Source organism: Micromonospora sp. NPDC002411 (assembly GCF_053592955.1).
On record NZ_JBSFBM010000171.1, the window covers coordinates 1 to 14,178 of the forward strand.

At 72.8% G+C, this 14,178-nt stretch carries 11 protein-coding genes and 4 pseudogenes; 6 read left to right on the forward strand and 9 right to left on the reverse strand.

What is annotated here, in order from left to right; genetic code table 11:
• Positions 1-96: pseudogene (locus ACWCO3_RS20345) on the forward strand (DUF6458 family protein); the annotation flags it as partial.
• A gap of 48 nt (positions 97-144) precedes the next feature.
• Here the strand turns inward: ACWCO3_RS20345 and ACWCO3_RS20350 are convergent.
• The 6 genes and pseudogenes from ACWCO3_RS20350 to ACWCO3_RS20375 form a co-directional block, all read right to left on the reverse strand.
• Positions 145-654, reverse strand: a pseudogene (locus ACWCO3_RS20350) (maleylpyruvate isomerase N-terminal domain-containing protein); the annotation flags it as partial.
• 110 nt (positions 655-764) lie between these two features.
• On the reverse strand, positions 765-2,258 hold the full coding sequence (locus ACWCO3_RS20355; RefSeq protein ID WP_145782697.1) for an MFS transporter: 1,494 nt from the start codon (positions 2,256-2,258) through the stop codon (positions 765-767).
• A gap of 34 nt (positions 2,259-2,292) precedes the next feature.
• Positions 2,293-2,922 (reverse strand): TetR/AcrR family transcriptional regulator, encoded by a 630-nt coding sequence (locus ACWCO3_RS20360; protein WP_145782695.1) that lies wholly within the window; start codon positions 2,920-2,922, stop codon positions 2,293-2,295.
• A 141-nt stretch (positions 2,923-3,063) separates the two neighbouring features.
• Entirely contained in the window at positions 3,064-3,960 is an 897-nt protein-coding gene (locus ACWCO3_RS20365; protein WP_423435662.1) for a Gmad2 immunoglobulin-like domain-containing protein, read from the reverse strand.
• Positions 3,957-5,339 carry an ATP-binding protein gene (locus ACWCO3_RS20370; RefSeq protein WP_450011465.1) on the reverse strand — a complete coding sequence of 461 codons (1,383 nt, stop codon included), beginning with the start codon at positions 5,337-5,339 and terminating at the stop codon, positions 3,957-3,959. The genes ACWCO3_RS20365 and ACWCO3_RS20370 overlap by 4 nt, the downstream gene beginning before the upstream one ends.
• A 14-nt stretch (positions 5,340-5,353) precedes the next feature.
• Positions 5,354-6,034, reverse strand: a complete 681-nt coding sequence (locus ACWCO3_RS20375) for a response regulator transcription factor (RefSeq protein WP_145782690.1) — start codon at positions 6,032-6,034, stop codon at positions 5,354-5,356.
• Positions 6,035-6,200: 166 nt separating this feature from the next.
• On the opposite strand from ACWCO3_RS20375, the gene ACWCO3_RS20380 reads away from it, so the two are divergent.
• A complete protein-coding gene (locus tag ACWCO3_RS20380) occupies positions 6,201-6,539 on the forward strand; it encodes an L-rhamnose mutarotase (protein ID WP_244311735.1) in 339 nt (112 codons plus the stop codon).
• Between the two features lie 129 nt (positions 6,540-6,668).
• Here ACWCO3_RS20380 and ACWCO3_RS20385 read toward each other — a convergent pair whose 3' ends face one another.
• A complete protein-coding gene (locus ACWCO3_RS20385) occupies positions 6,669-7,181 on the reverse strand; it encodes a hypothetical protein (RefSeq protein ID WP_357932866.1) in 513 nt (170 codons plus the stop codon).
• A 190-nt stretch (positions 7,182-7,371) separates the two neighbouring features.
• On the opposite strand from ACWCO3_RS20385, the gene ACWCO3_RS20390 reads away from it, so the two are divergent.
• Positions 7,372-8,268, forward strand: coding sequence for a hypothetical protein (locus ACWCO3_RS20390; RefSeq protein ID WP_145782685.1), 897 nt, complete (start codon positions 7,372-7,374; stop codon positions 8,266-8,268).
• Positions 8,269-8,340: 72 nt separating this feature from the next.
• Here the strand turns inward: ACWCO3_RS20390 and ACWCO3_RS20395 are convergent, their stop codons facing one another.
• Both ACWCO3_RS20395 and ACWCO3_RS20400 read right to left on the reverse strand, forming a co-directional pair.
• Entirely contained in the window at positions 8,341-11,508 is a 3,168-nt protein-coding gene (locus tag ACWCO3_RS20395; RefSeq protein ID WP_358052904.1) for a BTAD domain-containing putative transcriptional regulator, read from the reverse strand.
• 357 nt (positions 11,509-11,865) lie between these two features.
• A complete protein-coding gene (locus ACWCO3_RS20400; RefSeq protein ID WP_358077835.1) occupies positions 11,866-12,429 on the reverse strand; it encodes an AMIN-like domain-containing (lipo)protein in 564 nt (187 codons plus the stop codon).
• A gap of 308 nt (positions 12,430-12,737) precedes the next feature.
• On the opposite strand from ACWCO3_RS20400, the pseudogene ACWCO3_RS20405 reads away from it, so the two are divergent.
• The 3 genes and pseudogenes from ACWCO3_RS20405 to ACWCO3_RS20415 form a co-directional block, all read left to right on the forward strand.
• Positions 12,738-13,145: pseudogene (locus tag ACWCO3_RS20405) on the forward strand (snapalysin family zinc-dependent metalloprotease); the annotation flags it as partial.
• Positions 13,146-13,163: 18 nt separating this feature from the next.
• Positions 13,164-13,856, forward strand: a complete 693-nt coding sequence (locus ACWCO3_RS20410; RefSeq protein WP_244311975.1) for a S1 family peptidase — start codon at positions 13,164-13,166, stop codon at positions 13,854-13,856.
• Positions 13,857-13,978: 122 nt separating this feature from the next.
• Positions 13,979-14,178, forward strand: a pseudogene (locus ACWCO3_RS20415) (hypothetical protein); the annotation flags it as partial.

Below are 14,178 nucleotides of genomic sequence, written 5' to 3' on the forward strand. Positions count from 1 at the left end.
GGCTGGGTCTTCATCCTGGCCGGGCTGGCCGTACTGCTGACCACGCTCTGGTTCTGGCAGGACCGGCGTAAGCGGGCCCGGACCCTCATCGTGGACCTCCCGGCCGGCCAGCTCCTGCGGCCGGCTGGTCCAGGACAGCATGCCGCCGATCTGGTCGAGCAGCAGCGCCACCGCGCCCGGCGTCACCGCGGCGAACGTATTGAACGCCACCTCGGCGTCCCACTGGTGCAGCGCGAACTCGCTGAGCCGGAAACGGCCCGCGGTGGCCACGTCGACCGGCTCCGGCAGGAAGCCGAGGTCGATCCGCAGCGACGCCCGCGTCTCGGCGTCCAACGCCTCGTACGCCTGGACCAGCCGCTCGTTGGCGGCGAGGAACCCGGCGGTGTGCTCGGCCGGGGACATCGCGTCCCAGCGGGCCCAGACGCCACGGTTGAAGTCCCCGTCCGGGCCGGGCGCGCCGGTGCGGGCGGCGTCCAGCGCCGCCAGGTTGATCTCGGCGCCGCTGCCCAGGTGGCTCAGCACCTGGGACACCTGCCACTCGCTGGCCCCCGACGGGCGGAGCAGGTCGTCTTCCTTGAGGTCCCGTACGAGCGCGGCGAGCTCCTCGTGGCCCGCGCGCAGAGCTGTGATGATCTGGTCAGCTGGGGTGGACATGGGTCTCCTCAAACGGACTTTCGACGATGGTCGGGACGTTACCGGAAGCGGTCGCCGGCCGGGCCGCCCCAAGGGTCGGGGCGGCCCGGCCAGCAGCCGTGTCGGTCAGCTCAGCCCATGTGCACTGTGTTGCCGGTCGGGATGTCCTCCTTGCGCACCTTCACCAGGAACACCGTGGCCAGACCGGCGAGCACGATCAGCACCGCGCCCCAGGCGAACGCCACGCTGTAGCCCTGCACGAGCGCCTCGACCTGGTTGACCGGGGTCGGGGCCCGACCGACGAGGTAGGTGGCGACAGCGCTGGTGTAGAGGGTGTTCAGCAGCGCGGTGCCCAGCGAACCACCGATCTGCTGGGTGGCGTTGAGCGTCGCGCTGGCCGCGCCGGCGTCGTGCTCCGGCACCCCGACCAGGGCCAGGCTGGACAGCGGGACGAAGGTGAAGCCCAGCCCCAGGCCCAGGATGACCTGGGCGGGCAGCAGGTGGGTGAGGAACGACGTGTTCACGTCGATCTGGGTCAGCACCAACATGCCCACGGCGGCGAGCGCCGAGCCGGCGACCATCAGGGGCTTGGCACCCAGTCGCGGCATCAGCTGGCTCGCGCCACCGGCGGCGATCAGCACACCTGCGGTGACCGGCAGCGACGCCAGACCGGCTTCGAGGGGCTTGTACTGCAGCACCACCTGGAAGTAGAAGGTCAGGAAGAGGAACGCCCCGAACAGGCCGGCACCGATCAGCGTCGAGGTGAGGAACGCCCCGCCCCGGTTGCGGTCGAGGATGATCCGCAGCGGCAGCAGCGGGTGGCTGGAGCGCATCTCGATGACCACGAAGGCGGCGAGCAGCGCCACACCCGCGGCGATGAAGCCGAGCGTCGCGGTGGCGTCCCAGCCGTCCTCGGCGGCCTTGGTGAAGCCGTAGACCAGGGACACCAGGCCGGCGGTGACCACGATCGCGCCGGGTACGTCGTAGCGGGTGTTGCCGTGCGCCCGGCTCTCCGGCACCAGCGGGATCGCGAAGGCGATGGCGATCGCGGCGACCGGGATGTTGACCAGCAGGCACCAGCGCCAGTCAGCGTACTCGGTGAGGACCCCGCCGAGCAGCAGACCGACCGCCGACCCACCGCCGGCGATCGCGCCGTACACCGCGAAGGCCTTGGCCCGCTCGGTGGCCTCGGTGAACAGGACGGTGAGCAGTGCCAGCGCGGCCGGGGCGAGCAGCGCGCCGAACGCGCCCTGCAGTGCGCGGGCGGCGAAGAGCATGCCGCCTGTGGTGGCGAGGCCGCCCAGCGCGGAGGCGAGGGCGAAACCGGTCATACCGACCAGGAAGGTGCGCTTGCGCCCCCAGTAGTCGGCGATCCGGCCGCCGAGCAGCAGCAGACCGCCGAACGCCAGCGTGTACGCGGTGACGACCCACTGCCGGTTCGCGTCGCTGATGCCGAGGTCGACCTGGGCCTGCGGCAGCGCGATGTTCACGATGGTGGCGTCCAGGACGACCATCAGTTGCGAGACCGCGATGACCGCCAACGCGATCCAGCGCCGCGGGTGCGGCGCGCCTGTCGACGTCCCGGCGCCGGGCGCGCCGGGGGCGGTCGAGGTGGTTCCGGGCATGGTGAAGCCTTCCGTGTTGCGAGATGTCGGTGAATCAGGCCTGGGACGGGCGGTCGTGCTGGTAGCGGAGTACCGGGATCAGCACCTGGTCGACGACCTGGGTGAGGAACGCGTCGTCGGCGGGTAGGCCGTGCGCGACGATGCGGGACATGGTGAGCGCGGGCGCCAGATCGTGGAACAACTCCCGTTCGCCGGCCTCCGGCGGAATCTCCCCCCGGGCGGCGGCGCGGACCAGGATGGCGGTGCTGGCCACCCGCCCGGCCGGCAGCACCTGGTGGCGCACCAGACGTTCCAGCTCGGGGTTGGTCCGCATGGCGAAGGTCAACGCCTGCATGAGGTCGCAGTCGGCCGCGCAGATCGCGACAGTGGCCCGCAGCAGCTCGATCAGGTCGCCGCGCAGCGAGCCGGTGTCGGGTGGGTTGTGCACACCCACCTGCCGGTCGCGCAGGGCGGCGACGACCAGTTCGGCCTTGCCGTCCCAGCGGCGGTAGATGGTGGCCTTGCTGACGTGGGCGCGAGCGGCGACGGCGTCGATCGTCAGCCGGTCGTAGCCGACCTCGCGCAGCAGGGCGATGACCACGGCGAACAGGTCGGTGTCGGTGCAGCGCGGAACACGAGCCGCCGGTACCCCGGCGCTCGTGCCCACCTGCTGACCACCCAGCATCCCCGACGACCCCCCGCGAAACGATGTCGTACTGACACTAGTTCGCGGTTGCCCGAACGTGCAGGCTTTCGTGAGTTGCGTCGCACGCAGACTGCGGAACGATTGCGTTTCCGTGCGCGGTCCGGCGGATGAACGAGCTGGTCAGTCGGCCGGTGCGAGGATCACCGGCACGCTCGTCGTGTTGATCCGTGAGCCGTCGCGCGCGGACACCTCGTACACCTCGATCGTGCCCTTCTGCTCCCGGGTCGTGCGCCAGCCAACCAGCACCCGGTAGCCGCCCCGGCAGCCGCTGCCGCAGCTGGCGGTGCCGAACCCGGTGGCCACCTCCCGGCCGGCGGAGTCCAGCACCCGGACGCTCACCGTGGCCTCGAACACGTCGGCGGTCCCGGTGACGACGAGTGGGGCGGTGACGCGTTCGCCGGCGGTCGGCCCGGTGACCACGATCGGCGGCAGCAGGTCCGCGTAGTCCGCCCGGTCGACCGGGTCCGCCCCGTCGAGGCGGACCCGGCGCACGGTGGGGAACTGCGTGAGTGTCCACACCACCTGGGCCTCGCGGAGCCGCCGTCCCGCACTGTCGCCGGACGGGCCGCGCAGGGTCGCCGTGCCGTCGGTGATCCGGGTGACCTCGACGTCGGCCGGGACGAGGGTGCGCAGCCCGACGGCTTCCTCCGCCGGTGTCGGGCCGCGGGCCAGCTCGGTCAGCGCCAGCCGGGACGTGGCCACGGTGGCCGGCCGGGACCGCCTGGTCGGTACGAGCTGCTCGGCGCGGACGAACCACAACTCCACTGTCACGGTGCCCCCGGCGGGAGTGCTCGTCGGCGACGACGGCGTGGTCGAGGGCGGCTTCGGTGGATCCGTCGGCGGGGTCGGCTCGGGTCGCTCGGAGGCCGCGGCGCTGGACGGCGTGACGACCACCGGTGCCGTACCGGACGGCGCTGCCGTGGGCGCCGGGCCGAGCGCTCCGGAGCGCGGGCTACCGCACCCGCCCACGAGCAGTGCGGCGACGAGCGTCGCCCCGGCGACACCGCGCGGGCTCACGCCGCACCGTCCGCCGGCAGCACCAGCCGGAAACAGGCACCGGCGTCGGGCCCACTGCGGACGGTCAGCACCCCGCCGAGCAGCGCGGCGTGCTCCCGCGCGATGGCCAACCCGAGCCCGCTGCCCGGCGCCGAGCGGGACCCGTCGACCTGGTGGAAACGGTCGAACACCAGGGACAGGTGCTCCACCGGGATGCCCGGCCCCTGGTCGGTGACCTCGAAGACGACCAGCGGGCCCGCCCCGACGACGGTGGCCCGGATCTCCCCGCCGCCGTGCTCGACCGCGTTGGCGACCAGGTTGGCCAGCACCCGTTCCAGCCGACGCCGGTCGGTGCGCAGCGTGACGGCGTCGCCGCCCACCAGCACCCGATCCGACCAACCGCGCGCGGCGACGATCCCGTGCAGCAGCGCCGACCCGTCGACCGGCCCGACCTCCAGCTGCTCCCGTCCGGCGTCCAGTCGGGAGATCTCCATCAGGTCCTCGACCAGCCGGCGCAGCCGGACCACGTCGTCGACCAACAGCCGCGCGGCTGGCCGGGCGTCGTCGGGCACCTGGTCGAGGTGCTCACGCAGCAGCGACGCCGCCGCCACCAACGAGGTCACCGGGGTACGCAACTCGTGCGCGACATCGGCGGTGAACCGCCGCTCGCGGGCCTGCGCGGCCGACAGTGCCCCGATCTTCGACTCCAGCGCCTCGGCCATCTCGTTGAACGTCGCCGCCCAGACGCTGAACTCGTCGCGCCCGCGCACCGGCAGGCGGGTGGCGAGCAGGCCCTCGGTGAGCGCTCGGGCGGCCCGGCTGGCCCGGCCCACCGGCTCCAACGTGCGCCGCGCCAGCGCGTGACCGACCCCGGCGGCGAGCAGCACCACGAGCACCCAGCCCGCCACCAGGGCGGTACGCAGCTGACCCAGGTCGGTGGCGACGTCGTCCTCCACGGTGAGGACGTACAACTCGGCGGTCGAGCCCGGGATGCGCCCACCGACCACGAGCAGCCGGGGACGCTGCGCCGGGGCGGAACGCTGGTAGCCGAGCTGCCCGCCCGCCACCGTGGCCCGTAACCCGGTGCCCAGCTCCGGGGCGTACGCGGGGTGCGAGGCGCGGGCCGGGCCGTCGACGAGCACGACGTGCCGGCCGCTGGCCTCGAAGCTGGTGAGCAGGTCGGCGCTGCGCTGGTCGCTCAGGGGGAGGAACTGCCCGGCGAGGACGAGTTGGTAGCGGGCGTCGGCGGTGGCCTCCCGCAGCGACGCGTCCCACCAGGACTGCCGCAGCAGCAGCCCGGTCCCGCCGGCGAGCAGCCCGGCCGAGACCCCGGCAACCAGGATGAACGCGATGGTCAGCCGGCGCCGCAGGCGGCCCGGGGGCACCGCGCGTCCGGCCATCGCTGTCCCTCCCGTCAACCCGTCGACAACTTGTAACCGGCGCCGCGCACGGTCTGGACCAGTCGTGGCCGCGCCGGGTCCTCCTCGACCTTGGCGCGGAGCCGTTGCACTGCCACGTCGACGAGCCGGGAGTCGCCCAGGAAGTCGTGGTTCCAGACCAGGTGCAGCAGCAACTCCCGGGTGAAGACCTGGCCGGGTCGACGGGCCAACTCCAGCAACAGGCGGAACTCGGTGGTGGTCAGCGCCACCTCCCGGCCGTGCCGGCGGACCACGAAGCCGCCGGGGTCGATCTCCAGGCCGCCGACCTCGATGAGCGTCGACGGGACGGGCGCGCTCACCCGACGTAGCACGGACCGGACCCGGGCGACCAGCTCGGGCAGGTCGAAGGGCTTACGGAGGTAGTCGTCGGCGCCGCACTCCAACCCGACCACCACGTCGATGGTGTCGGTGCGCGCGGTCAGCATGAGGATCGGCACCTGACTGGTCCGCCGGATCTCCCGGCAGACCTCCAGGCCGTCCAGAACGGGCAGCATGACGTCGAGCACGATCAGGTCGACGGGATGAGCCCGCCAGGCTGCCAGGGCCCGCCGCCCGTCGACGGCGCTGTCGACCCGGAAGCCGGCACGGCGCAGCCCGAGGACGGTGACCTCCCGGATGGAGGCGTCGTCCTCGACCACCAGCACGCGGCCCTCCATCACCTGAGGGTAGACCCGTCGCCACGCTGCGCAGCCTGCCGAAACGGCTGATCCCAGAGACCAGGCAGCCCCTCTGCGAAGCACCGTCCAACCGCTACGGTCAGATGATTTCGGCACCCCTCGATCAGCTCACACGAAAGGGCACGACGTGCAACGTCATGGCTGCGTGATCCGACTCCGCCCGGACCAGCGGGAAACCTACCTGCGGCTGCACGCCGAGGTCTGGCCGAGCGTCGAGCAGACGCTGCGCGACGCCAACTTCCGCAACTACACCATCTTCCTCCACGGCGACCTGCTCTTCGGCTACTACGAGTACGTCGGTGACGACTACGACGCCGACCTGCGGTTCATCGCCGCCGACCCGCAGACGCAGGAGTGGTGGAAGCTGACCGACCCGTGTCAGGAGTCGATCGCCGAGCCCGGCTCGGGGGACTGGTGGGCTCCGATGCGCGAGGTCTGGCACCTGACCGACGACGCGGCCGCGGGGGCATCCGGCCAGGCCTGACGCCGGGCTTCTCGGCCGGCTCTCGCCGGTCGGACGGTAGGGGAGCCCCTGCCTGACGGCTTCGCCGGAGCAGGGGCCCCTCATCGATACCTGGTCGTGACTACCGAGCCACCCCGTGACCTGATACGCCTAGGGCAGCCACCACGGCGCGAAGTACGGCGCCGACGCTCCCTCGGTCGCAAAGGACCACCCGCCCGCCGGTGCGCTCTGCAGCCTGACGACGACGTTCGCCACGTAGGTCGAGCTGACCGGGCTGAAGTCGACCTCGCTGTACCAGGTCCTCCCGTTCGGGGCGCAGAAGTCCGACGCGTTGTCGGTGTAGGTCACCACCACGCCGTTCTGGTAGGTGACGACCATCTGCACCCGGACGCACTCGCCGGACGCGTTGTTGATGTAGATGCGCCCGAGCAGCCGAGGCGCCCAGGTGCCGTTGACGAGATCCCACTCCAGCCGGCCGTCAGCCTTGGGATCCCCGGAGATGTTGCCCAGGTCGCCGTCGCCGAAGTCGAAGTGCTGCTCGGTGATGGAGAACCGGTCGGTCCGCTGCACCGCAGCCTGCGCCGGGCTCGCCCCGATCAGCCCGAGTGCGCATACCACCAAGGGCACCGCCAGGAGCCGGGTCGCCGTTCTGCTGATCCGCATGTCTTCCTCCTCGATCGCGCCGCGACCACTGCGCGGCGTCTGACATCGAGTCTCGGCAGGGACCTCAGGGTCACGTCACGATCCGCTCCGGGTCGCGACTCGGCGCGGGCACACCATGACGCCACCCTGAGGTTCGCCCGGACCATGGTGATACCCGGCCACAGTGGGCCGGCGAGAGCGAGGGAGCGACATGCGCACGGTGGACATCGCACGACGGACGGTGGCGGGCACCGTCGCCGTCGCGCTGGGCGTGGCAGCAGGAGCGGCCGCACCGGACCGGCCCGCCTTCGCGGGAGGGTTCGCACCGGTACGGGTCGCGGAGGCCAGCGACAGCGACGGAAGCGTGACCAAGATCGTCACCGCGGCCTGCCCCGGGGCGAGCTCCGTCTTCGCGGCGGGCGCTCGGATCGTGAATGGAAATGGCGGTGTCGTGCTGACCGCGATGGAGCCCGACGCGGAGCTGACCTCGGTGACCGTCACCGCGACAGCCCGGACGGGACACGTCAGCGCATGGTCAGTGGTGGCCTATGCCACGTGCGACTTGTCCACGAGCCCACCGGTGCGGGCGACGGCCACTGTCGCATCGACGTCGACGGTGGAGGTGAGCTGCCCGGGCAGCACACGGTTGTTCGGCACCGGTTTCCGCACCGAAGGACCGGTGGACCAGACGTACGTCGACGAGGTCGCCTTCGGCCCCGGGCTGCGGACGGTGCGGGTGCACGCCGGCGGCACCGCCGAGCCGGCGAGTCTCACGGCCGTCGGCGTCTGCAAGGAGCCCACTCAACCGACCGGGCCGCCCGGCGTGCGCGTCGAGGCCGCCAGCGGGCACGACGGCACGTGGCCGAAGACGGTCGTCACCCCCGATGCCGGCCCGAACGCCCACGTGTACGGCGTCGGCGCGCGCGTGACGGGCGAGGGCAACTTCTTCCTCAGCGCGCTCGTCCCCAGCGCAAACCTCCGCCAGGCGGGCGCCGAGGCCGTCCGGGCGAGCCAGTTACCCGGGGCGGCCGCCGCCCGGGACGATGCCGAAGGGGACGGTGAAGGCTCGCTCACCGTATCCGCCCTGGAGTCGTCCGTCTTCCACTGACCGGTCGCCGTTCGCGGGCCGGCGACCTCGGTTGGGCGCCGGAATCCGGCGGCCGGCAGGGGTCCCCGCCGGTCAACGCCCGCGATCGGGCGCCGGATCCCGCCGGCCGTTGCCGGCCGCCGGTGGACTCTGGCGAGCGGCGGCCTGTGGTTGTCGGCCTGGCCGGGGTGACGCGAGGATGATCTCGTCCGGCGGGTGCACTCCGATGGCGAACATCGCTTCGCGGTACCGGGCGAGGGCCCGGCGTGCCTCGCCGTGCTGGCCGCCGGCGACCAGCGTGCGCACCAACGCCCGGTGCGCCGGCTGGTCGTACGGATCCCGTTCCAGCAGCCGCAACAGGTACGTCACCGCAGCCGCCGGGCCCGCCGTGGCTCGGCTGACCTGGGCCAGCATGCGCAGCAGGCCGAGGTACGCCGCCCGCGCCTCCTCGCGCAACGGACCGGACCAATCGGCGTACGGCTCGTCCTCGAACGCGTCGGCACGGTACAGCCGGTCGGCGGCCAGCAGCACCGTCCGCCCCTCCGCCAGCGCCCCCCGCTCCACCAGGCGACGCGCGTGCGCGACGTGCGCGAGGAACTCCTCGACGTCCACCCGCAACCGGCTGACGTCGAGCGCGATGCAGGCATGATCGGCGACGAGGAAGTGGTCGGGGGCGAACGTCTTCGTCGGGTCGAACACCCCGCGGACGATCGAGAGCAGGACCGACAGCCGGTGCCCGGTGCGATCCGGGTCGTCGTCCGGCCACAGTAGTTCGCACAGCTCGCCCCGCGGCACCGGGCGGCCGCGTCGCGCGACGAGGATCCGTACCAGGTCACGCGCCTTGCGGGACTGCCACTGCGAAGCCGGCACCGGGTGGCCGTCGAGGTGCACCTCGAACCGGCCGAGGGCCCGGATCACGACGCGCTGATAGATCGGCCCGGTGCCGGGCGCCCAGCCGCCGGAACTGCTCGCCGTCCGATCCACCAGGGCGCCGGCGAGAGCGACCTGCTCGCCCGCGAGAAGGCCGGCCAGCCGATCGTCGATGTCAGCCCCGGGCAACCGCCCGAGTACGACCAGCAGCCTGGCCGCCTCGACCGCCGCACCGGCCCGAGTCCAGATCACGCACGCCTCGCGCAGCGCCTCGCGGGCCCGCCCGAGGTCCTGCTCGGCGGCAGCCCGCAGTTCGAGCGCGTCGGCCAACCCGGCCAGGTCGCCCTGAACGCGCGCGATGCGGGCCGCCTCGCCAGCGAGCGTGGTGGCCCGGTCGGGCGCGGCCATCCGGAGCGCCACCCAGCCCTGGGCCAGCAGTGCCGGCACGACGATCTCGTCCGCGACGCCCCGGGCGGCCCGGTCGGCGTGCTGCGCCGCTGCCGGCACATCGTCGTCGAGTCGCACCAGCGCCAGCCCGGCGAGCGCGGCCACCAGGACATGCGCGTTGCCGGTCTCCTCGGTGACCCGGATCGTCTCCTCGTAGGCGGCGCGCGCCTGCTCGCGCCAGCCTCGCCGGCGGTACAGCTCACCCAGTCCGAGCAGCGCGTGGATGAACCGGCGGGAGCCTTTCTGCTGGTAGAACGCCAGCGCTGCCTGGTACCGCTGCACCGCCTCGTCGTACCGACCGAGCATCGCCAGCGCTTCCGCCTCATTGCTGGTGGCGATGGCGCGCAGACTGGGTGCGCCGGCCAGTGCGGCATACCGGGCCGACCGCTCGGCCATCGTCAGCGCCTCGGCGAAGCGGCCGGTACGCAGGAACTGGTGCGTACGGTTGGTGTGGATCCGGGTGAGCAGCAGGACGTCACCGGTGCGTTCCGCGATCGGCAGTGCCAGGGCGAAGTGCTCCTCGCTGCCCGCGCTGTCGCCGGCGACACTGAGGCACAGGGCGACGCTGAGGTGGGTCGTGGCCAGTACGTCGTCCTGCCCGGCGCTGGTCGCGCCGGCGAGCGCCTGCCACGCGTAGTCGATGGCGGCCTCGGTGTCGCCGGCCAGCAGGTGTGCGTGTGCGGTCCAGGCGAGCAGTAGCGCCTGATCGGCGGGCGGGGCGGCCCGGTCGAGTGGCTGGCCGAGGATCGCCAGGGCCGCCCGGGCGTCACCCCGCTGGTAGTGGATCCGACCCATCCGCCAGGCCAGGCCGGCGTCCCAGGACTCCGCGGCGACGGCGTCGTACTCGTGGGTGGCCGCGCCCAGGTCGCCGAGGGTGCGCAATGCGTCGCCGAGCAGAAGGCGCAGCCGCCGGCTGCGGTGCCGTTCCGGCAGCATGCGGACCAGCTCGATCACCGCGGAAGAGCGACCCGCTGCGATCATCCGATCGCCGTGCGCGTCGAGCACCCGGGCGCCCGCCGCGTGGTCCCCGGCGCGCAGGTACTCGCGGGCGGCGGCGACCGGCGGTCCGTGCTCGTCGTACCAGGCTGCTGCGGCGACGGCCGTGTTGCGGACCCGGTCGGCGGTCGGCGCTCGGTGCCCGTGCCGGGCGGTCTCGACGACGATCGGCACGAGGTGCTCCTCCGGCGTCGGTGCGCCCGGACCGGCCGCCGCCCAGGCCGGCCGGGTCAGCAGACCAGTGCGACGCAGCCCGTCGACAATGCGCGCGGCGCCGCGGTGGCCGAGCGCACGGCACAACCCCACGTTCACCGGCGTCAGCGTACCGACCTGGCGGAGCAGCCGGCTCGCCTCCGCTGGCAGCGCGGCGAGCACCTCGTCGGCGACGTACCGCGCGATCGGCCCATCGGGCTCGCTGAGGATCGGGGCGAGCGGCCCGGTCGGCACCCCGCCCAGCCGTAGGGTCTCAGCGGACAGATGGACGAGCGCCGGCCAGCCGCCGGTCGCCGCGTGCACCCGGTCGGCGAGCTCCGGAGTGGAGAGGCCGTACTCCTCGGCGATCAGGTCGGCGACCCGTTCCGGAGAGAGCGCCAGGTCGGCGGGGCCCAGCTCGGTCCAGAGACCGCTGCCGAGCAGGCGGGTGGCCGGCACCGACATCGGCCACCGCGAGGCGAGGACGACTGTGACGTCGTCCGTCCAGCGCCCGACCTCCTGTAGCAGGAGGTGCAGATGCTCCGCCGAGGTCGGCGGCAGGTCGTCGACCACGACCACGCGGTCGCCGGCCGCGACGGCGTCGGCGACGAGTTGGCGTACGGGTCCCTCGTCCCCTCGGCGCCAGCGGGCACCGGCAAGGGGGAACCAGCGGCGCAGCGCGGTGGTCTTGCCGTAACCGGCGGCGGCCACCACGCAGCAGACTCCCCGCTGACGACCTGCCCGTAACGGGTGCACCGCGCTCCTCCCGACCGTGCCGCGCCAACCCGGACGACCAGATCGGTGTCCGTGGATTAAGGTTCACCGGCGGCCTCGGGTGAGGCAAGACCCTTGTTGGTCGCGTACCCGATCCTGGACGCGCAGGCGTGTTGCACCACGCGTGACCGCGTATCTGCTGGCCAGGGCGCTGCAGCGCCGTGGACGACCTGTGGTGGCTCTCCGTGGTCGACGACCTGCCGCCACCACTGGAACGTGTCCAGCACTGGCTACGGACGCTGCCCGCAAAGCCACCGCAAGAGCCTGGATCCGCACTGGTGGCCCGACGATCTGTGGGCTCCCCATCGCGCTACCCGTGGACGTCACCGCGTCGGCAGGTCACCACTGGTGCGCGACGTCGAGCACGATCCGGCTGTGGGTGCCCGGTCCGGTGAGCACGAGCACGCGGAACGGCAACCGCGCCCGAACACCCACCGCGAAGGTGCTGTAGCCCTCGAAGCTGCCGCCGAAGACGACGTCCCGCACCGTCGGGTAGCGCAGCAGGTTCGCGACGTGCTCACCGACCGCGTAGGGCACGGTGCCCTGGTGCGCGTCGTCGTACGCCGGGGCCCGCAGCGAGACCCGCAGCAGCGCGCCCCCGGCGGTGTACGGCGACAACGCCAACCCCTCGCCCTCGGTCCAGGTCTCGCCGTAGCCGATGGCGTAACCGTCGACCGGCCCGGCGAACTCGAACACGACCCGGTCGTAGCAGTCGTGCCGGCCGGTCCGTACCTCGGTCAACGGGGCGTCGCTCAGCGTGCCGGCCGACTTCTCCGCGCTGCCCCAGGTGATCCCGCAGTAGGCCGCCGCGCTGCTGCTGCCTGCCGCGCTGCTGCTGCCCACGCCGGCGACGAGTCCGGCGAGGACGACCGCCACCGCGGTCAGTGCGCTCCTGATCCTCATCGTGGTCCCTCCGTTCGATCCTCGGGGTCACGTCGCGGCGACGGTGCCGGTGGCCCTCTGTCGCCACCGTCGTCCCGTCTCGGCACGGGCGCTTCGCTGCGGTGTAACCGCTGGGTAACAGCCGTCGCCAGCGCCGGTATGACGCTTCCGCTATGACAGTCGCCGACCACTCACGGCCTAGCATCGACACATCTCAATGACTGGTGGCCGTTGGTCACCGGACGACCGCAGGGGAGTGCGTGATGTTCCGACGACAACTGCGACGTGTGGCGCTGGCCATGCTCGCGGCGACCCTGGCGGCAGCCGGGGTGCAGCTCACCACCGGCGCACCGGCCGCCGCCGTCCGCACCGTCTACTACGACGCGAGCCGGACCGGCGAGTTCCGCACCAACTTCGACCAGGCCGCGCAGATCTGGAACAGCCGGGTCAGCAACGTCCGGCTGTTGGCCGGCACGCCGGCCAGCATCACCATCTACGTCGACGACGGCTGGCCCCGGGCGCAGCCGACCGGCCTCGGCTCGGGGCGGATCTGGATGGGTCGCACGGCCGTCAACCAGGGCTACGACCGCAACCGCATCGCCGCCCACGAACTCGGTCACATCCTGGGCCTGCCGGACCGGCGTACCGGCCTCTGCTCCGACCTGATGTCCGGCAGCAGCGCCCCGGTGTCCTGCCGCAACGCGAACCCCAGCTCGACCGAGGCGAGCCGGGTGAACTCGCTGTTCGCCGGTAGCCTGGCCGCGCCGGCCAGCACCACGTACACCTGGGACGGCACCTCCTCCGACGTCGAGCCGCTGGTGGTCGGCGGCCGTCCGGCCTCGGAGAACTACCCCTTCATGGTGTACGTCTCCGGCTGCACCGGCACCCTGATCAAGGGCAACTGGGCGGTCACCGCCAAGCACTGCTCGACGCCGTCCTCGGTGCGGGTGGGCAGCATCAACCGCAGCAGCGGCGGCACGGTGGTGCGGGTGACCCGCGCGGTCAACCACCCGAGCGTCGACGTGAAGCTGCTGCAACTGGCCAGCTCCGTCACGTACGCCCCGGCCCCGATCCCGAGCACGTCCGGCGCGGTCGGCACGGCCACCCGGATCATCGGTTGGGGCCAGACCTGCGCACCCCGGGGCTGCGGCTCCGCTCCGACGGTCGCCAACGAGCTGGACACGTCCATCGTGGCCGACAGCCGGTGCTCCGGCATCAACGGCCCGTACGAGATCTGCACCAACAACACCAACGGCAACTCCGGCGCCTGCTACGGCGACTCCGGCGGTCCGCAGGTGCGCCGCGTCAACGGGGTGTGGAACCTGATCGGCGCGACCAGCCGGGCCGGCAACAACAACTCCACCTGCGCCACCGGCCCGTCCATCTACGTCGACCTGCCCTCGATCCGATCGTGGATCTCGACCCAGGTCGGCGGCCTGCCGGTCTGACCACGGGAGACACCGGAGGCGGGGGACGCGACACGTCTCCGCCTCCGGCGTGGCAGGGCCACCCACCCGTTCCCACACTGCGGTACGGTGCCTGGCACATCGACACACCGGAGGTGGCCGTCGTGCCTGCCGTCTTCGCCCTCGTGCTGACCCTCGCCCTCGCGCCCACGCCGTCGCCGTCGGCCACCCCTGGCCCGGTCGGCGAACTCCTCGGCGGTGTCGGCCGGATCGTCGACGACCTGCTGGACGGCGACCGCCCGCCGAGTGTCACCCCGGCCCCGCCGCCCACGCCCGGCCCGCCGTCGGCCACCCCCCGGCCCAG